At 36.5% G+C, this 17,869-nt stretch carries 19 protein-coding genes, 3 pseudogenes and 1 riboswitch; of the genes and pseudogenes, 8 read left to right on the top strand and 14 right to left on the bottom strand.

Annotated elements, in window-relative coordinates:
• Positions 1 to 3: 3 nt before the first annotated feature.
• On the top strand, positions 4 to 594 hold the full coding sequence (locus FJR09_RS12635; protein ID WP_168653038.1) for a hypothetical protein: 591 nt from the start codon (positions 4 to 6) through the stop codon (positions 592 to 594).
• A 394-nt stretch (positions 595 to 988) separates the two neighbouring features.
• On the opposite strand, the gene FJR09_RS12630 is transcribed toward FJR09_RS12635, so the two are convergent.
• The 3 genes from FJR09_RS12630 to FJR09_RS12620 form a co-directional block, all read right to left on the bottom strand.
• Positions 989 to 1,261, bottom strand: a complete 273-nt coding sequence (locus FJR09_RS12630; RefSeq protein WP_168653037.1) for a DUF2281 domain-containing protein — start codon at positions 1,259 to 1,261, stop codon at positions 989 to 991.
• A 19-nt stretch (positions 1,262 to 1,280) separates the two neighbouring features.
• On the bottom strand, positions 1,281 to 1,526 hold the full coding sequence (locus FJR09_RS12625) for a toxin-antitoxin system protein (RefSeq protein ID WP_137908816.1): 246 nt from the start codon (positions 1,524 to 1,526) through the stop codon (positions 1,281 to 1,283).
• Positions 1,527 to 1,589: 63 nt separating this feature from the next.
• The gene (locus FJR09_RS12620) at positions 1,590 to 2,546 is read right to left on the bottom strand and encodes an NAD(P)-dependent oxidoreductase (RefSeq protein ID WP_168653036.1); all 957 of its coding nucleotides are present in this window, start codon (positions 2,544 to 2,546) and stop codon (positions 1,590 to 1,592) included.
• Between the two features lie 241 nt (positions 2,547 to 2,787).
• On the opposite strand from FJR09_RS12620, the gene FJR09_RS12615 reads away from it, so the two are divergent.
• The gene (locus tag FJR09_RS12615) at positions 2,788 to 4,194 is read left to right on the top strand and encodes a serine/threonine-protein kinase (RefSeq protein WP_168653035.1); all 1,407 of its coding nucleotides are present in this window, start codon (positions 2,788 to 2,790) and stop codon (positions 4,192 to 4,194) included.
• 205 nt (positions 4,195 to 4,399) lie between these two features.
• Here the strand turns inward: FJR09_RS12615 and hemE are convergent, their stop codons facing one another.
• Complete coding sequence (hemE, locus tag FJR09_RS12610; RefSeq protein ID WP_168653034.1) at positions 4,400 to 5,452, bottom strand: uroporphyrinogen decarboxylase; 1,053 nt, start codon at positions 5,450 to 5,452, stop codon at positions 4,400 to 4,402.
• A 920-nt stretch (positions 5,453 to 6,372) separates the two neighbouring features.
• Positions 6,373 to 6,486: riboswitch (cyclic di-AMP (ydaO/yuaA leader) on the top strand.
• Between the two features lie 157 nt (positions 6,487 to 6,643).
• On the opposite strand from hemE, the gene FJR09_RS12605 reads away from it, so the two are divergent.
• Positions 6,644 to 7,288 (top strand): universal stress protein, encoded by a 645-nt coding sequence (locus FJR09_RS12605; protein ID WP_015083553.1) that lies wholly within the window; start codon positions 6,644 to 6,646, stop codon positions 7,286 to 7,288.
• 554 nt (positions 7,289 to 7,842) lie between these two features.
• On the opposite strand, the gene corA is transcribed toward FJR09_RS12605, so the two are convergent.
• On the bottom strand, positions 7,843 to 8,994 hold the full coding sequence (corA, locus tag FJR09_RS12600) for a magnesium/cobalt transporter CorA (protein ID WP_015083555.1): 1,152 nt from the start codon (positions 8,992 to 8,994) through the stop codon (positions 7,843 to 7,845).
• 375 nt (positions 8,995 to 9,369) lie between these two features.
• Between corA and FJR09_RS12595 the strand changes: the two are divergent.
• A pseudogene (locus FJR09_RS12595) lies at positions 9,370 to 9,825 on the top strand (NAD(P)H-binding protein); the annotation flags it as partial.
• 154 nt (positions 9,826 to 9,979) lie between these two features.
• Positions 9,980 to 10,210 (top strand): annotated as a pseudogene (locus tag FJR09_RS12590) (SDR family NAD(P)-dependent oxidoreductase); the annotation flags it as partial.
• A gap of 55 nt (positions 10,211 to 10,265) precedes the next feature.
• Here FJR09_RS12590 and FJR09_RS25230 read toward each other — a convergent pair.
• From FJR09_RS25230 to FJR09_RS12575, 3 genes and pseudogenes are all read right to left on the bottom strand, one after another.
• Positions 10,266 to 10,391, bottom strand: a pseudogene (locus tag FJR09_RS25230) (cupin domain-containing protein); the annotation flags it as partial.
• Between the two features lie 165 nt (positions 10,392 to 10,556).
• A complete protein-coding gene (locus FJR09_RS12580; RefSeq protein ID WP_015083556.1) occupies positions 10,557 to 11,000 on the bottom strand; it encodes a BON domain-containing protein in 444 nt (147 codons plus the stop codon).
• Positions 11,001 to 11,253: 253 nt separating this feature from the next.
• The gene (locus FJR09_RS12575; protein WP_168654092.1) at positions 11,254 to 11,439 is read right to left on the bottom strand and encodes a hypothetical protein; all 186 of its coding nucleotides are present in this window, start codon (positions 11,437 to 11,439) and stop codon (positions 11,254 to 11,256) included.
• A gap of 123 nt (positions 11,440 to 11,562) precedes the next feature.
• Between FJR09_RS12575 and FJR09_RS12570 the strand changes: the two genes are divergently transcribed.
• Entirely contained in the window at positions 11,563 to 13,059 is a 1,497-nt protein-coding gene (locus FJR09_RS12570) for a HAMP domain-containing sensor histidine kinase (RefSeq protein ID WP_168653033.1), read from the top strand.
• Between the two features lie 11 nt (positions 13,060 to 13,070).
• Here FJR09_RS12570 and FJR09_RS12565 read toward each other — a convergent pair whose 3' ends face one another.
• Positions 13,071 to 14,567, bottom strand: coding sequence for a UDP-N-acetylmuramoyl-L-alanyl-D-glutamate--2,6-diaminopimelate ligase (locus tag FJR09_RS12565; RefSeq protein ID WP_168653032.1), 1,497 nt, complete (start codon positions 14,565 to 14,567; stop codon positions 13,071 to 13,073).
• A gap of 54 nt (positions 14,568 to 14,621) precedes the next feature.
• The gene (locus FJR09_RS12560) at positions 14,622 to 14,885 is read right to left on the bottom strand and encodes a glutaredoxin family protein (RefSeq protein ID WP_015083559.1); all 264 of its coding nucleotides are present in this window, start codon (positions 14,883 to 14,885) and stop codon (positions 14,622 to 14,624) included.
• Between the two features lie 322 nt (positions 14,886 to 15,207).
• On the opposite strand from FJR09_RS12560, the gene FJR09_RS12555 reads away from it, so the two are divergent.
• Both FJR09_RS12555 and FJR09_RS12550 read left to right on the top strand, forming a co-directional pair.
• Positions 15,208 to 15,582 (top strand): hypothetical protein, encoded by a 375-nt coding sequence (locus FJR09_RS12555; RefSeq protein ID WP_168653031.1) that lies wholly within the window; start codon positions 15,208 to 15,210, stop codon positions 15,580 to 15,582.
• Complete coding sequence (locus tag FJR09_RS12550; protein WP_168653030.1) at positions 15,579 to 16,001, top strand: type II toxin-antitoxin system VapC family toxin; 423 nt, start codon at positions 15,579 to 15,581, stop codon at positions 15,999 to 16,001. The genes FJR09_RS12555 and FJR09_RS12550 overlap by 4 nt, the downstream gene beginning before the upstream one ends.
• A 110-nt stretch (positions 16,002 to 16,111) precedes the next feature.
• Here FJR09_RS12550 and FJR09_RS12545 read toward each other — a convergent pair whose 3' ends face one another.
• From FJR09_RS12545 to FJR09_RS12530, 4 genes are all read right to left on the bottom strand, one after another.
• Positions 16,112 to 16,531, bottom strand: a complete 420-nt coding sequence (locus FJR09_RS12545) for a type II toxin-antitoxin system VapC family toxin (protein WP_168651331.1) — start codon at positions 16,529 to 16,531, stop codon at positions 16,112 to 16,114.
• On the bottom strand, positions 16,521 to 16,814 hold the full coding sequence (locus tag FJR09_RS12540) for a hypothetical protein (protein WP_148762326.1): 294 nt from the start codon (positions 16,812 to 16,814) through the stop codon (positions 16,521 to 16,523). Before FJR09_RS12540 ends, FJR09_RS12545 begins: the two co-directional genes overlap by 11 nt.
• Before the next feature lie 629 nt (positions 16,815 to 17,443).
• Positions 17,444 to 17,620, bottom strand: a complete 177-nt coding sequence (locus tag FJR09_RS12535) for a barstar family protein (protein WP_168653029.1) — start codon at positions 17,618 to 17,620, stop codon at positions 17,444 to 17,446.
• A 111-nt stretch (positions 17,621 to 17,731) separates the two neighbouring features.
• Positions 17,732 to 17,854, bottom strand: a complete 123-nt coding sequence (locus FJR09_RS12530) for a WD40 repeat domain-containing protein (protein WP_256370254.1) — start codon at positions 17,852 to 17,854, stop codon at positions 17,732 to 17,734.
• Between the last annotated feature and the right edge of the window lie 15 nt (positions 17,855 to 17,869).

The following is a 17,869-nucleotide window of genomic DNA, read 5'->3' as shown; positions in this document are numbered from 1 at the left end:
ACTATGAGTGACATAAAAAGAATAGATACAAATGCTTATGTTACAGTACAGGGAGATTATGCTGTAGTTAATGAAGGTTCTAGCTATGGAATCATTAATATCCATACAAAGCAGGTAATTGCTCGCAATATCATATCTTTTCTGGATTGTGTTAAAACATTAGAATATATCCTTGGTAATGCTGAATCTCAAAATTCAGAACCTTTGCGAACCTCCGCGTTTATTTCTGAACCAGAAGTTCCTCCTAAGTCAAGTCAGCAAGATATTAATACTGAAACTAAAAAACTAGATGAGCTAGATTTAGCCCTGGTAAGAAGTCTAGCGTCCTATTTTGAAGAAATGGATGGTAAGATCCACAAATATCATCGAGATCATCATGCATCGCGGGAAGAAGCACATGTGATAGCAAGCTATTACTTAAAGACTGCTCATGTCCTTAGAGATGTTAAAACTATACAAGATGTCCAACACCTGATCAAATCTATAGAAACTCTCAAAGAAAAGGTTAGTCGCTACAAACACGATGGCGAAAAATACCGTTGGTCCACAGGTTTAGAAAAAGAAGTGCTAGTGAAGTTAAGGAAAATAATATAAACCTATTTCCAGAATCAACTAATCGCTCTCATTGTAAAGTTACATGATTAGAAATTACGCAAAATACCTTTAAAACTCTCTTCCCTTCGCTTCCTTCGTTCCTTCGTGGTTCATTCTTTCATGACTTCTGCCTTTTTTATTTGCATGGAAGCGATACCTTCAGCGAGTCAAGCGATCGCATGAGATAAACTAGAGGAGTGCGTTAGCGTAGCTTACTGAATGTATCGCCCTTATAACCATGAATATTAACCTCAAACCTATTCTTACTCACCTTAAACAAGAACTCACTGACCTGTATGGCGAACTGACAAGTCATCCCTATTTTCATCCTGTTAATCCTTTAATCCTGGACATCCTGATTCAGACAATTATTAATTAGTATCTAGCAAATAAATCATGCAGCTTCTTCTCTTTGGGCAAAATTATCCTCATTATCAATAACAATAGGATCATCTTGACAACTACCATAAGTTTGTTCAAAAAAACCAGAAGGCCAGCCTAATTCCTCTGGTGATTTTTGCTGAGATTTACCTTTTGTGAATACATCATGTTTTTGTGACTTGAACTGTAAAAATTCAATAAAATTTAAAACCTCCTCCTGTTGTTGAGGGGTTAGATTTTGGACTATTTCTAAAATAGATTTTTGCCTTTCTACTGCTTGAGTCATAATTAACAATCCTCCTCTTCTAACCTTCAACCCCGTCCGCTATAGTTTGCTCCCATAACTGTCTCTCAGAAACCTCCTCTTGCCACAGTGTTTCATTCTGCCTTAAAACAGTAAAAGCTTCATTGGCTCGTGTGAGAAACAAAGACCTGCGATAATTCTCAATAGCTCGATCTAAAACTGATTGAATTGTCTCACCAGAGTCCTCCACCATCGTTAGCAGAGTTTTGTGTGTAGTTTCACTGATACTAACTTTTAGCTCAGGCATGACTTGTTCTCATAGCTCACTAACATCATTATAGTAGTTGCAAGGGCTAATGTCTGAAATAGCTTAATTCCCAGCTTTCACGCCGCTAATTTTCAAAACATCACTCATCGTTGCACAGTAATTTGGTAAATTGAAACTGCTAGGATTAATAGCATTAGCATAGCTAAAATGACGATAATTCATACAGAATCGATCCCAAGCCGCCATTTGAATGCGGAATAAAACAATAATCACATTGGCTAAACCTAAAGATAGAGGAATGCGGAAATAAATCTTTTTATTTAAATAAGCACAAACTTCTTCAATGGCTTGATTAGCAGTTAATGCTGATTGTCCTAAAACAAATCGGCGTGGATCTCCCTGTTGTGGGGGATAATCAATTAAATATTGGATAACTGTGGCAATATCTTTACCATGAATAAAGTGAAAACTACTATCTGCTTGTAAAAAACGAATGAGATTAATATAGTTAGTAACTTCAGGAATACCCGATGTGAGATGAGAATAAGGTTTTTTATCATCACCACCTAATACTAAGGTAGGAAAAACCGTGGTAATTTTGGGAAAAATTGCTAATTTTTCAATTTGATGTAAACAATCATATTTAGAACGGATATAATCTGTCCCAATTTCTCCCGCTTCTTTAAGTGGTTTATTATCGTTGTTCAAAACACTCGCAGTGGAAAAATAAATTACCTGTTCACATTTTTCAGGATTTAACAAACTCATTAATTCTAGAGTTTTGAAGACATTGATATCAAAAATGCCCTCACCACCCCAAGAAGTGGCTGTTAATACGGCAATATCAATAGTTTTAAGTAAATCAGAGAATTTACCAATCTCTTTCATATCACCTTGGAGAATAGTAATACCGGGACGGGCTGTAGTATCAACTTGGAGTTTATTTGGGTTTCTAACTAGTAGATACAATTCGTGATTGGTGTTTTGAATTAAGGCTTCACTGATATAGTGACCGACACAGCCACTTGCACCTGTAACTAAAATGCGTTTTTTGGTCATGAAATTGGATGTTGGGGTTTTTGGGGATGGTTGAGGTCAGTGCGTAATTGTAGCATGATTTGAGAAGATAGATCCCCGATTTCTTAAAGAAATCGGGGATCTGGGTGTTAGTTAACTGAATATATTTTTTGGAAACGAACCGCAGAGACACAGAGGACGCAGAGAAATGAGGTTTTGAGAGATTTTGCGTAAACCTTGATTAATTAGGGTAAAATTACAAAAAAGCCTTGGTGGTGAGTCTATGCGTCAATGTCTTAATCCTGACTGTCTTTTTCCTAACCCTGATAATTTTCAATATTGTCAAAAGTGCGGTAATAAGTTACTTTTGCGTGAAAGATATATACCTGAATCAATTTTAGGTCAGGGTGGTTTTGGTAGAACATTTTTAGCTATTGATGAGGATAAACCATCAAAACCTTATTGTGTAATTAAACAATTTTTACCCCAAGCACAGGGAACAGATAGTATTGAAAAAGCATCCCAGTTATTTGCACAGGAAGCACAACGTTTAGAGGAGTTAGGTAAGCATCCTCAAATACCTGAGTTAATGGCTTATTTTACATCTGATAATCGTCAATATTTAGTACAGGAATTTGTGAAAGGGGAAACTCTACAAACTGAGTTAGATAAAAATGGCGTTTTTTCTGAACAGCAAATTAGAGGATTATTAAGAGAACTGTTACAGATATTGGAGTTTGTTCATAGTCAACAGGTAATTCACCGAGATATTAAACCAGAAAATATTATTCGCAGTAGTGACAATCAGTTATTTTTAGTAGATTTTGGTGCGGCGAAAATAGTCAAACCACAGCAACGCACAGCTACAGGGACAATTATTGGATCCGCTGAATATTGCGCTCCTGAACAGTCAATGGGTAAACCATTATTTATTAGTGATTTATATAGTTTAGGGGTAACTTGTTTGCATTTATTAACAGGAATGAGTCCGTTTGATTTATATAGTCCAATGGAAGGGGAATGGGTATGGAGAGATTATTTGAATGGGAATGGGGTAAGTAATAAATTAGGGAAGATTTTGGAAAAATTAGCAAGTCCTATTGCGAAATATCGTTATCAATCTGTAAAAAAAGTTATTCAGGAGTTATATTTTGTAGATCAAAAACCTAATTCTCAACCACCTTTTGACAAACCTGAAATATCTGTTATCAAAGTACCCAGTCAGTATCAAAAACTAGAGAAATTGTTAGCAGATGGTAAATGGAAAAAAGCAGATGACGAAACAAGACGGATAATATTGACACTTGCTAACCGGGGAATACCAGGTTATTTAACCATAGACAATGTTCTTGATATTCCCAGTGAAGACATTAGCATTATAGACAATTTATGGGTAAAGAATAGTAATGGACGCTTTGGTTTTTCTGTACAAAAGCAGATTTATGAAAGTGTGGGGGGAACAACAACTTACAACCACCAAATCTGGAATAAATTTATAGATAAGGTAGGATGGAGAAAAGGAGAAAATTTACTCTCTGATAATGAAATTACCTTTGACATAAAAGCACCAAAAGCGCATCTTCCCTTTTTTCCCGTAGGTTCGATATGGTGGTGGAAAGTAGTTATTAGTTTGTATTCTCAAGATGATTACTGGAAAGCGGTTATAATAGTTCTGATCTTGCGTTCATAATAGTAAACTGTAAAATCTGAATATTATAGAAAAAAAACTAATTCTGAATCAGGATGTCCAGGATTTAAGGATGTACAGGATGTTACTGTTAACCTATTCAAAAATAACAGAAATTTCTCTCTGTGTCCTCTGTGCCTGGAGTGGTTCGTTATTTCCTCATTTCCGTTTAATAAAAATCAGGTGGGCAAAAAGCCCACCCAAAAAACTACACCAAAGCGTTGAGGTTTTTCGCAGTTTCAAAGAAAAAAGCCACATTTTCTTCTGGTGTTTCTGGTAATACACCATGACCGAGATTGAGGATATGTCCCCAGTTGCCGGCTTTGCGAACGGTGTCAATAACCCGCTCGCGGATAAACTCCTTAGAACCAAATAACACACCTGGATCAAGATTACCCTGTACCTTCATCTGCTTCCCTAATCTGGCTCTAGCATCTGCCATATCTACTGTCCAATCTACAGTAATAATATCAGCACCAGAGGTAGCCATTCTTTCTAAAAGTCCCGCACTACCTGTCACCAACAAAATTAATGGTGTGTCAGGATGAGTGGCTTTAACTTTCTCAAACACCATTTTTTGATAAGGTAGCGCAAAGGTATCATAATCTTGAGGGCTTAATTGTCCTGCCCAAGAATCGAACATTTGTACTACTTGAGCGCCACAATCAATTTGATAGCGGACATAATCAGCAATAGAATCTGCTAATTTTGTGAGTAGCTGATGGAGAATTGTCGGATCTGAGAAGGCCATGTTTTTGATGATGGAATAGGTTTTAGAACCCTTACCTTCCACCGCATAAGCTGCTAAAGTCCAAGGTGCGCCAACAAAGCCTAACACCGTTGATTGATTGCCTACTTCCTGCCGTAATGCTTGCAAAATCGTTCTGATAAACGGCAGTGCTGCTTCTGGTTCTAGAGGACGCAGTTGTTCAATTTGTTCTTGGGTGCGTATGGGCGAATAAATAATCGGTCCCTTCCCTTCCGCAATATCCATGTCAATCCCCATTCCTGGTAAGGGGGTGACAATATCGGAAAACAAAATTACTCCGTCGGGTTGGAAAGCTCTCCAGGGTTGGAGGGAAACTTCGATTGCTACTTCGGGAATTTCCGAGCGATCGCGGAATGAAGGATATTTGTCCCGCAAATCCCGGTATGCTTGCATATAGCGTCCCGCTTGTCGCATCATCCATACAGGGGGACGATCTACTTGTTCACCACGAGCGGCCCTAAGGAGGAGAGGAGCCGTTAAGGAAACACCCATTTAACACTTCGTCCTAAGTCACTTTTATATTTCACCATATAGCTTACCATCCTCCGATTCCCCTTGATCTGCCTATCTATACAGGTCTTAAGGTTGCTTGACTTAACTTAACAAAACGTTACGATGTTCTTTTCATATCTGGAATCTGGAATTGTAGATTTGAAAATTTTTACAACTAGGGAACTGGATTATGATTCTAACACACAAGCGTTGGTTATTATCTTATTGGTTGGGTATCTTAGCTGCTCTTTTATTCAATTCATAAATGAGATAAACATAAAATGCACAATTTTTTAAATTTCAAAAAAGAAAAATTACTGCGTCAATAACTCCCCCACCGTTCTGATGTTATTGATGATTATTGATTTCAAACAAAGATGTAAAATTATTCTTAGCGTCTTTACGCGAAATTAAATCAGCATATATCAAGTTATTAGTAAACGAAGTGCTAAAAAATGCTAATGACTCTGCAAAAATTAGCATTGTTAACAAACACTAGTAGTTTGTCAAGATAAAAATGATGGACTGTAGTGTGAGCGTCTCGCTCACGCGGGCTTTTCGGTCCGCACTACCAAAAACCCGTCAAAATAAATTTGACAGACTACTAGCTAATGATAAGCTTAACAGTAACAACCAATAAGTATGATGAACACAGTAGCAGAGGGATAAAACCAGAAGTTAATTTTTCCTAAACTTTGGTAAATAGCCATTAAACATAGTTTAACAATGAATTATGGCTAAATTCTGACTTCTAAATTTTTGCTAAGTTGAAGTAGTTTAAATCATTAAATATTAGAGAAAACAGGGTAAATCAGTAATTAAGCTGCTCACTACAAGCATATCCTCAATATTCTTAAACTTGACTTTATCTAAACCTAGTGTAATAGTATTACTATATTTTTAGTGGGTAGCCTAATCCAAATTCATGAAAGCTGAATTTGAAGCGGAGGAACCAAGTATTTGGGGCTAATCTTATGAGAGACACCTTCCAGTCTTAGCCCGTCAGCTAACTCCGTCGGCAATGGAAGGAACCTCCAAAACTTTGGCTGTAACAGCAGTTATGATTGGGGCTTCCTTAATCAATTGCGGATTTTGGATTTAAGATAAATCTAATATCTAAAATTGTTATCCCTGCTTCTCGTTGGTTAATCGTTTCAAGGGAGAGAAGTTAAAACTGTGAAAATCAAAACAATGTTGGCACGTTTGCAAAGTGCGATAGGTCGTGATGACTTAATTGAACAAATGGTGCTATTACCAGAGACTCAAAAATCATTTGCTAAAAGAGGTTCGCAGACAAAATCAGCTAACTTAATTGTCGGCTATAATGGTTCACCTCAAAGTCATACAGCCCTAGATATTGCCTGTTGGATTGCCTACCAAACGAGTTTAGCAACTAACTCGCAAGTTACAGTTCAAGCTGTTTATGTAGTAGAAGAAAACTGCAATTATCAGTATGTTGATATATTCAATGTTGCTGATAATAAAGCTCAATTAGAATGCCAATTAAGTAATATATCAAAGCCAGTCACGTTGCGATTAAATCAACCCAAAAGAACAGCAATTTTACCGCAGTTAGAAAGAGAATCGAGAACTTATCTCCAGGAAGCAGATAGAATTCTTTGGCAAGCAAAAACTTTAGCCGAAGAATGGCAGGGTTCATTTAAATCTCATTTACGGTTTGGTAACATTGTTAAAGAACTTAATCAGGTTGTAGAATTAGAAACTGCTGATATTCTATTTTTAGGCTGCAAATCTATCAATCATCCGCTGATTGAAACACTAGGTCATAATTTTCCTTGTGCAGTTTTAGGTATTCCTAATTGTATTGATGAATAATCTCGGTTTTCAATTACAGTAATTTGAAATTCCATTCTTACAGAGGAAACAAAGAACTGGCAAGAGGGTGGGGTCTAAATCTTCACCCAAAACTTGCTACTTACAGCACTTTCCGGCGCACAAATATTTGTACTGAGTTTTTTCATAATTAAAAATACTTAAAAAGCCTGTATCGTCTCCTTTTTAATTATTAATTTTTAATTCTGCCCTGCGGTACTAGCCAATTTTTAAGCGACAATAGGAACATAAGAAAATGGAGTTAATAAATAATACCTTCACCAAATTGGAAAAAGCCTTGATTCGTAACAAAAATGCCAAAGGTATTGAGGAAAATACTCCTTGTGTTAAATAATAACTAGTTAAGCACTAGTAGGTAGAGGTGGAATATGACAACCCAAAATTTGCTGATCCCTCATGCTTATACGTATCTGCTTGTGAAAATTGGTGTTTTAGTTCTAGCATTGTTGCTGTGGTTTATATTTACAGCAGCCCCTGTTATTTAATTGCATTCACCACTTAGAGATGTTTAATCAAGCGTCTCTATTTTATCGAATTTAGCGATGAATATCTTTTTGAAAATTAACAGAATTAGTCAACCAACCCCGTCGCCAAAAAAAGTATAGTAAACTGATTGCCACTAACGCCATTACTCCTAAACATAGCGGGTAGCCCCAATACCAATTTAATTCCGGCATATTGTGGGGTGATTTTTCGGTATTGAAATTCATCCCATATACCCCAGCAATAAAAGTCAAAGGAATAAAAATAGAAGAAACCACCGTCAGCAGTTTCATGATTTCATTCATTTTATTGCTAATTGCTGATAAATAAACATCCATTAAACCAGCTACTAATTCTCGATAAGTTTCCACTATATCCATCACTTGGACTGCATGATCATAACAGTCTCTTAGATAAATTCTCACATCATCACTAATTAATTCACTACCATCTCTAATTAAAGAATTAATTGCATCTCTTTGTGGCCAAATTGCACGACGTAGTTGTAATAATTCCCGCCGAATTTGATATATTTTTTGCAATGTTTGTTGACTAGGATTAACGATTACTTCCTCCTCTAAATCATCAATTCTTTCCCCATACAGTTCTAAAACTGGGAAAAATCCATCAATAATTGCGTCTAATAAAGAATAAGCCAAGTAATCACTACCTTGTCTGCGGATAATACCTTTATTCTTATTAATTCTCATTCTCACCCCATCAAAACAATCATGTTCTGGTTCTTCTTGCACTGTCAAAACATAATATTTACCTAAAACTAAACTCACTTGTTCACTATAAAAACCGCCATTATTATGATTAGGTACAACCATGTGGGCAATAATCACTAATTGCTCTTCATAATCCTCGATTTTTGGTCGTTCTACCATGTTGACAATATCTTCTAAAATTAGAGTATGTAAATCAAAAGTTTGACCTAAACGATGCAAAATATCTTTACTACCTAAACCTTGAACATCTACCCAAGAAACGGATTCTGTATCCAAATAATTAAGACATTCTTCTGGATAACTTATTTGTTTCTGAATCAGTTGAGTTTGGTTATAGTCAATCAGAAAAATAATTGGTTGTTCAGCATTTTCATCAACAATGATTGTTCCTGGTGGAGTTCCTGCTTGGTGAAAAAATTCTTTATCGCGTGACTTGTGGATAACTTTGGAAACTCGGCGAATTTTCTTAACCATAAATTTTAAGTCTCTAGATATTACTGATTTAAATCTTAACGCATATCATATAATACTTCTAATTTATCCAGATATAAAAAGCAGAAAAATATGCTTATGCAACCAAATCAGCAAACATTTTGGTTAATTGAACCTGAAGCAAAACCATTGCAGCAGATTATAGGTGGTGGTTTTATTTTACCAGATGGACAAGTAGCGATTGCTAGAATTTTACCACATTCCAGTTATGCCACCAATGCATCTCTACCATCTTTTCAACAACTGCAAAATCAACGAGGGAGAAAATTAGTATTTGGGGAAAACTCACTCAATGATTATCATCTCCAAGATTTTAAACTAGTAAGGGATCAAGATGTAACAGGTATCAGCGGCACAAAAGCCGCAAAAATGTTTAATAACAAAGTAGAAATTGCAATTGGTGATATCTGTAAACCCAGCACATTGACAGCAGCAATGGCAAATATTACCGCCATTATTTGTTGTACAGGAACTACCGCTTTTCCCTCTGCAAGATGGGAATTTAATCAAACCCCCAATATAATCGAATTGGTAATAACTGCATTTAATCCCCAATTTCTAGAAGACAAAGCGAAAAATACCCCGACTAAAGTTGATACTCAAGGTGTAATTAATCTGATCTCCGCAGCACCAAAAAACTTAAACCGCTTCGTGTTTGTTTCTTCCTGCGGAATTCTCCGTAAACATCAATTTCCTTTTAATATTTTGAATCTTTTTGGTGTACTTGATGCTAAAGAAAAAGGAGAACAAGCCATTATTAATTCGGGAATCCCTTATACTATCATTCGTCCCGGACGTTTAACCGATGGCCCTTAGAGGATGTTTGAAAAGTATCAGAATTAATCGAGATCCCCCCAACCCCCCTTACAAAGGGGGGCTAAATTCCTCAAAGTCCCCCTTTTTAAGGGGGATTTAGGGGGATCTGCGGGTGTCAGATCCCACACGAGAAAGTTTTCAAACATCCTCTTATACATCCTATGATCTCAATACCCTACTCAAAGCCACAAGTGAAGGTAAATTAAACATCATTTTTGGAAAAGGAGATACAATTTCCGGTGATACTAGCCGAATTGATGTAGCTGCAACTTGTGTAGAAAGTTTATTTTATCAAAATTCTATTAACAAAGTTTTTGAAATAGTCAATCAAGGAGATAGACCAACTATAATTGATTGGCAAAATCTTTTTTCACAATTATAAAAAAGAGAGCAAAAAAACATGAATTATGAAACTCTTGTAGTGCGGGCATCTTGCCCGCTGTATTCGCACTGGCAGAATCAAAGATAATTGCTAATCGGTTAGAGTCACAGGGACTAATTCGGTATGCTTGATAATCTTTGGGAGATTTAATAATGGGAATTACACAACTATTATCGTACATATTTTTAATGGGTAATTAGTGATGAAGAAATGGGTAGAAAATACCCAAAAACAGGACTTACTAACTAAAGTAAGCCCTGATAGATTTTAATCTCAAGTTATACCCATTTGAAAAATAGATGATTGCAAAACCAATTCACTATCCCAATGGGATAAAATAGAATGACTAAAGTTTTTTCTCTGTCTTCACTTCAGCTTCTACTTTGACACTTTTCACACCAGCTACTTCCTTGATTAAAGTTTCAGCTTGTGTAATTTCTTGCTGAGAAGTTGCTGTTCCTTTAAGGATAATTGCCCCATTTTTGTTGACTACTTCCAACTTATTCTCAGGTAAACTGGCTTTTAGTTTTTTGCTAATTTCTGTTTTTAAGTCGGTTGTAGATGTAGAAGTTGCAGAAGGAGTTGCAGTAGAAGTTGCAGTAGGAGTTGCAGTAGGAGTTGCAGTAGAATTATCTATAATTCGCGTCGTATCAGAAGCGGGTTTGGCTGGTACAGCAGGAGTTTCACTGGTAGTACCAGTAGTTTCTGAACCTGTTTTTGGTGCTTCTTGACAACCAACCATACCAGCTAATAAAACGCTACTAACGAGAAAAGGAATGAGCTTTTTCATGTTGATTTCCAAAATTGAATACTTGAAGTGATGGATTTTACTGTGAGTGATGCCCAGGAGCAAATCTTAAAAAAGAATTAAATTGCTACACCCAAAAGTCATAAACCAAATACCTGAATAACTGACAATATGACAACTTTCCAATAACTAAATTAAAACGCTTTTATTGAAAAGAGCCAATTTAATTGTACTCATGGCTATAGAATATTGACGGTTTGATGCTCACTGATAGCCACTATCTCTATATTCTCTATCATAGAGACTCAGCCGCATCTTTTTTGGGATTGATAATTGGGGACTGGGGATTGGGGAAGTGGAGGAAGTGGAGGAAGTGGAGGAAGTGGGGGAAGTGGGGGAAGTGGGGGAAGTGGGGGAATATTTCTTCCCAATGACAACTGACAACCGACAACTGACAACTGACAAAGAGAGGATATTGCACCTGAATTGTTCGGTTATACCACTTTCTATCTTCACACTAATGACGATAATCTCGTAGATATAGTTTGCAAATGTCTAAATATAACCACCATTAGCTGCTGAAGCAATCAAGAGGTGAAAACCTGTGTACGAATGGATTTTGCCAAGTCTCAAGGAAGTTTTATCTGAAAATCAATCTCATCTTGCTGAGTGTTCCTCGGCTAAAGCAGAACAGCAATGGCGTGTCAGTCTCGCAGCCACGGAAAACTTGCTGTTGAAAACTTTAGCTGCAACTTCACCTGATACTACTCCAGGTTTGGTATTAGCCGCACCTGCACCTTTATTTAGTCACCCCCAACTAACACAACGGTTGCAAACGGTAACTTTTACAGCCAGACCTTTTAACCCTTTGGCGTTGATGCCATTCATTATGCCATCAGAAATGGCGCGGAATATAAATAATATAGAAACAAATACTTCCGATCATACTACTTTTCAAGAATCTATCTTACCTTTATTACCGGCTGATCCTTTGGGTGCGGAACAGTTTTGTTTGGTGTTTACAGATAAATTTAGATTAGTTTTGGTTTTGGGGGAACATCAAAATGGTAAAAAAGAGTTTTTGTTTTCCTTTGAACCGGAAATAGTCAAAAAAGCTTGGCAATCTTTAGGTGCTAGGGTAGTTTTAACTAATCCAGAATTGTTTGCTGATTTAGATATTCAGGTACAAAACTATCCTTTGGTTGCACCAGATTATCACACTATAATTCAATTTAGTCAGTTATTACTTCAAGAATTAACAATTACAGAAAATAATCCAGTTACACATACTTCATCACATTTTCATTCACCAACTCCACAGCCAAAATCTCCATCTCGTTCTGACATAGAATTACTCCAAGCCTTTGCCCATGAAGTTCGTACTCCATTGACAACTATTCGGATGATGACACGGTTACTATTAAAACGGCAGGATTTGCCGGGGAATGTGATCAGTCGTTTAGAAGTTATTGATCATGAATGTACTGAACAAATTGACCGAATGGAGTTATTATTTAAAGCAGCAGAATTAGAGAATTTATCACAACCTTTAAAATTGGCTAATTCACACTTGACCCCAATGTGTTTAGAGGATATTTTACTGCAAAGTATTCCCCGTTGGCAACAAGCAGCAACTCGGCGTAATTTAACTTTAAATGTGGTTTTACCGAAGCAATTCCCCACGGTGGTTAGTAATCCGGCGATGTTAGACCGGGTACTTACTGGTTTAATAGAGAATTTTACTCGCAGTTTACCTGCTGGTAGTTGTATTCAGGTGCAAGTAATGACTGCTGGTGATCAGCTAAAATTGCAATTATCTCCTCAGTTTGATTGTCAAGATAAAGGCTATACAACAACACCACCAATTCGTAAATCTTTAGGTCAATTATTAATGTTTCAGCCGGAAACAGGGGCAATTAGTTTAAATATGGCAGCAACTAAGCATTTATTTCAAGCAATTGGTGGAAAGTTGATTGTGCGTCAACGTCCTCAAAATGGGGAAGTATTAACAATTTTCTTACCTTTGGAAGTCGGTCATCAAGGTAAAATAGATTTTTTGCAACTTGGTGCGAAACAAGGGCGGGGAAACCCCACCCCTTGAAGATGGGTTAATTAATTTTGGCTATTTATTCTTTGCTGTAAAGCTTCCCGTGCTTGTTCTCTGTCGTCAAAATGAATTTTTTCAGTACCCAGAATTTGATAGTCTTCGTGACCCTTACCGGCTAATAATACACCGTCTCCAGGTTGAGCTTGCAAAATAGCCGTCCGAATTGCGGTAGCGCGATCGCTCACAACCATTACCATTGGTTGTACTATATCAGGAATACCTGCTAATACGTCCTGTAATATCTTTTCTGGGTTTTCCGTGCGGGGGTTGTCTGATGTCACTACTGCTAAATCTGCGAGTTCAGCCGCTATTTTACCCATTTTTGGACGTTTAGTGCGATCGCGGTCTCCTCCACAACCAAACACACAAATCATTTTACCAGGAATAAACGGCCGGGCAGCTTTCAGTAAGTTCTCCAAACTATCGGGAGTATGGGCATAATCTACAATCACGCTAATATCTTGCTGTGGGTGAATTTGCACCCGTTCCATGCGGCCAGGAACGCCGGGAAACCCAGGAATGGCATTTGCTACCAATTGCAAATCTAAACCCACATGGACAACCGCACCCACAGCAGCTAAAAGATTTTCTAAGTTATATTGACCAACTAAAGGACAACTAAAATCTACATTTCCTTGGGGAGTATGTAAAATTCCGCTCACACCATTTGGTTGATAATTTAAATCACTCATCCAAAAATCTGCGGTACTATCATTAACGCTATAACTCCAAACCTGTTCTGGACTCAAGGATGCAATTATCCGTTTACCATAAGCATCATCAGCGTTGATAATTGCCCGTCCGTGGAGATAATTAGGACTAAATAACAACGCTTTCGCGGCAAAATAGTCCTCCATATCCTTGTGATAGTCCAAATGGTCTTGGGTAAGGTTGGTAAATACCCCCACTTCAAAAGCACAATTCAAAACCCTACCCTGGTGCAAAGCATGAGAACTAACTTCCATTACCCCAGTTTCACAACCAGCATTCATGGCTTTAGCTAATTGTTGCTGCAAATCTACTGCAAAAGGAGTAGTATTCACAGCGGTTTCCTCAAAACCAGGCCAGCGGGTGTAAAGTGTGCCTATTAACGCCGTCGGTAAATTAGCGTGAGTTAGAAAATATTCAATCAGGTGAGTGGTGGTAGTTTTACCATTTGTCCCCGTCACACCCACCATTTTCAGTTTTTGTCCAGGATAACCATAAAAAGCTGCGGCTATTTGAGCGCAGGCTTTAGTCATATTATCGGCACTCATGACTACAGAGTTAGCTGTAGGCGGATTTTTCTGCATTGCTTCCGAAGAAATAATCGCCGCTACAGCACCAGCAGCTAAAGCACCTGGCCAAAACTCTCCACCGTCTACTCTAGTTCCTGGCATTCCGATAAACAAATCTCCCACCGTGCAAGCATGGGAATTAGTTTTAAGTCCCTGAATATCAATATCTGGTATATTTACAGAATTAATCCCATCTACAGTCGCTAATAATTCCCGTAATTTCATCTGGTGAACCTCGCCACAAGCTTGTCTTGCGCTTATTCTGCATCATTTTGTCATCTATTGGGAGACATATTGACCTAACATTTTTTCTAAACGTTCGATACTGAGACGGGGAGAAGGACGGGGTATCAGTTTTTCTGTGCCGTCCCTGGTGACTAAATGCAGTACCGGGATTTCGTATTGATATGCTGCAAACCAATCTTCACGGGTGGTAATATCTCGAATTTCTAGCTGGAAACTGAGATTTTTGATTTGTGCTAGTTTTTCCTGTAAGCCTTCACAAAGATGACAACCAGGTTTGCTGTAGAGAATTAATTGCATGGGTGGAGATTTAAACGATGAAAATGTATTTTATGATTATTTTAACTGAATATATAAAAAATGTCAGAATCAGGTGGTTATCGAGCGATAGCCTGCGTGGCGTAAGCCATAGTCGAGATAATACTCACCGATTAAAGGATTAACAGGATATTTTTTGTCAGAATCAGGATGTCCACCGATTAAAGGATTAACAGGATAATAAAATATAAAATGGACGATTGCTAATAAAATTCTATAAATCTTAAAATCATATAGATGATAATTTTAACTATTTTTAAGTATTATGTTATAATCAATTCAGAGTTAAAAGAGTAAAAATATCATGATTTTAGCTGTTAAAAATGCTCTTTCCACAATTGCACCCAAGTTAACTTATGATGTCTTGATTGAAAATCAAGAAGATGGCACGGTTAAAGCTACGCTGTTAAGTTTACCAGAATGTCAAGGTTTTGGTGCGACTAAAGAAGAAGCATTAAATAATCTGATTCAACTTGTTCAAGCCCGAAAACCAGAAATAGTAACTTTAGAAATTGAACCAGCTAAAACAGAACATCCTTGGCTGAAATTTGCGGGAATGTTTGAGGATGATCCACATTTTGATGAAGTGCAGGAATATATAGCAGAATATCGTCGTGAATTAGATGCAGAAATGGAGGAATATTACCAAGAAATTGAAAATCAGGAGCATATAAAATGAGTTTATGGGTACTTGATACAGATCATGTTTCTCTCTTTCAACACAGAAATCCATTGATTGTACAGTGTGTTAATAGTGTCAAATTTGAAGAAATTGCCATAACTATAATTACTGCTGAAGAACAATTGCGTGGTAGGTTTAATGTTATTAGAAATGCCTCATCATCGGATAAATTAGTATTAGCTTATGCAAATTTTCAGAATAATTTAGATTTTTTACAAAGTGTGAATTTACTGCAATTTAGCGAAGCTGCGGGTAATATTTACACTGAATTAGTTAAGCAAAAAATCCGCGTTGGTACTCAAGATTTACGCATTGCTGCAATTACATTATCAGTCAAGGGGATTTTAGTAACTCGTAATTTTAAAGATTTTGAAAAAGTGCCTAATTTGCGTTTGGAAGATTGGAGTATTAGTTAAAAATGTCTGAATCAGGATACCCAGGATTAGAGGATTAACAGGATGATAAAAAATAAAAATGTCATCTCCAAATAGTGAAAAGGTAACTTTATATAGCTTGTGCTACACTATCAGACAATTTCCCAATCTTCAATTTGTAACCCTTTAACTCGTTTAAATTCCCTGACATTGTGAGTAACTAAAATTAGATTATTCACTAAAGCAATAGAAGCAATTTGTATATCATTTGAACTAATAGGAGTTCCAGAATTTGCTAAATCAGCGCGAATTTTGCCATAATTTTCTGCACATTCATCATCAAAAGATAAAGAAACAAATTGTTCTATGAATATTTTTTGTACAGCTATAGCTTTTTGAGGATTATTACTACGCATAGAACCATAAAATAATTCAGCTTTGACTACAGAACAAACCGCAATTTTTTCAGGTTCTAAATTATCAAGATGATGATTAATGCTGAGAGATTTACCCTTGAGATACATGATACAAACATTCGTATCTAGTAAATAAATTAAAGAATCATTTTTCATTAATAACCTCAATTAAATCATCATCCGTTGCAAAATCAATATCAGCACAAGCACCATATAAATTAAGTAAACCTGCGGAATGGAGAATATTATTTTGGATTAAAAATTTTTTGAGTTCAGTGTCAGAAGGAAAGTTTAGTAAATCTTTTAGTTCATCAAAATCAATTAATCTTTCTCGAAAGGCTTCTAATACAAGATTATTCAGGATTTTTTGTGGTAAATTACCCCATTGATTTATGATTTTTGTTGTTAATTTATCTGGTAAATCAATCGTTACTTGCATAATTGGAAAATCTCCTAATGGTGCTTAGTTAATTATTCTAACATAAATTTGTTAAAAGTTTAATGTCGTAATCAGGATATCCAGGATTTAAGGATTCACAGGATGTTATTTGTCTGAATCAGGATACCCAGGATTAGAGGATTAACAGGATGTTTTTGATCACTTATGGTTTTTGTACGAGAGAGAATATATGTTTATTATTCAATAAATATCATCATTAAATATTCACAGAAAATCTATAAATAACAATCCTGTACATCCTTAAATCCTGGTTATCCTGATTCTGACAACCACAATAAACAATCTCCAAGGAAGCCAGGGAATTAATTCCCTGTCTAAAAGCTAAAGTCGGTTTAAACCGACTATTGGGAATGATGGAATATTACATTTATTTTCATCAGGTAAAAAGTCAATCAAATCCTGTACATCCTAAAATCCTAGAAATCCTGATTCAGACAACCACAACAAACAATCTCCAAATAGTGAAAATGTAATTTTACCTATTTGTTAATAACTAAAAAATTGAGAGGAATATTATTAGCTTCCCAGTATTCTTTGGCTGAATTTAAAATATCCAATGCTATTTGGTACTGTGTCGGTTCAGCTTGAGCAAAGATATCAGCATGATCTTATGATATGACATATCTTTGAGCCGGACACCATGTTAAATCGGTGATACATTCATCAAAAGCATCCCAGTTAGCGCCGAAGTATGCAGGAAATTCCATTGCTTCAGCAGCTTGTTTTAAAAATGTTTGTTTGCTATTGATTTTTTTACCATCAAGATAAAAAACTTTATGATTCATAGATTTATGGTGAGGAAATAGGTTAGCAAAATTGTCAGAATCAGGATGTCCAGGATTTAAGGATTTACAGGATGAAAAAATAGACCATTGCTAATAAAACCCTATCAATGACTACTTTAACCGCCAAATCTTGATAGTGTTGTCACTACTCGCACTCCCACTAGCCAGAGTTTGACCATCGGGACTGTATGCTACTGAAAAAACCAAGCTAGAATGAGCAGTGAAGGTTTGCAGTAGGTTTCCCGTTTT

Origin of the sequence: Dolichospermum sp. UHCC 0406 (assembly GCF_009712025.1) — a bacterium.
Lineage (GTDB): Bacteria > Cyanobacteriota > Cyanobacteriia > Cyanobacteriales > Nostocaceae > Dolichospermum > Dolichospermum lemmermannii.
This window is presented reverse-complemented; position numbering and strand designations above follow the sequence as displayed.

Coding starts and splice junctions, on each gene's coding strand:
- FJR09_RS12630 (WP_168653037.1), bottom strand. CDS start 1,261: ATGACTCAAGCAGTAGAAAGGCAAAAATCTATTTTAGAAATAGTCCAA.
- FJR09_RS12535 (WP_168653029.1), bottom strand. CDS start 17,620: ATGAATCATAAAGTTTTTTATCTTGATGGTAAAAAAATCAATAGCAAA.
- FJR09_RS12580 (WP_015083556.1), bottom strand. CDS start 11,000: ATGAAAAAGCTCATTCCTTTTCTCGTTAGTAGCGTTTTATTAGCTGGT.
- FJR09_RS12615 (WP_168653035.1), top strand. CDS start 2,788: ATGCGTCAATGTCTTAATCCTGACTGTCTTTTTCCTAACCCTGATAAT.
- FJR09_RS12545 (WP_168651331.1), bottom strand. CDS start 16,531: ATGAAAAATGATTCTTTAATTTATTTACTAGATACGAATGTTTGTATC.
- FJR09_RS12540 (WP_148762326.1), bottom strand. CDS start 16,814: ATGCAAGTAACGATTGATTTACCAGATAAATTAACAACAAAAATCATA.
- FJR09_RS12625 (WP_137908816.1), bottom strand. CDS start 1,526: ATGCCTGAGCTAAAAGTTAGTATCAGTGAAACTACACACAAAACTCTG.
- FJR09_RS12605 (WP_015083553.1), top strand. CDS start 6,644: ATGTTGGCACGTTTGCAAAGTGCGATAGGTCGTGATGACTTAATTGAA.
- FJR09_RS12560 (WP_015083559.1), bottom strand. CDS start 14,885: ATGCAATTAATTCTCTACAGCAAACCTGGTTGTCATCTTTGTGAAGGC.
- FJR09_RS12620 (WP_168653036.1), bottom strand. CDS start 2,546: ATGACCAAAAAACGCATTTTAGTTACAGGTGCAAGTGGCTGTGTCGGT.
- FJR09_RS12635 (WP_168653038.1), top strand. CDS start 4: ATGAGTGACATAAAAAGAATAGATACAAATGCTTATGTTACAGTACAG.
- FJR09_RS12555 (WP_168653031.1), top strand. CDS start 15,208: ATGATTTTAGCTGTTAAAAATGCTCTTTCCACAATTGCACCCAAGTTA.
- hemE (WP_168653034.1), bottom strand. CDS start 5,452: ATGGGTGTTTCCTTAACGGCTCCTCTCCTCCTTAGGGCCGCTCGTGGT.
- FJR09_RS12550 (WP_168653030.1), top strand. CDS start 15,579: ATGAGTTTATGGGTACTTGATACAGATCATGTTTCTCTCTTTCAACAC.
- corA (WP_015083555.1), bottom strand. CDS start 8,994: ATGGTTAAGAAAATTCGCCGAGTTTCCAAAGTTATCCACAAGTCACGC.
- FJR09_RS12565 (WP_168653032.1), bottom strand. CDS start 14,567: ATGAAATTACGGGAATTATTAGCGACTGTAGATGGGATTAATTCTGTA.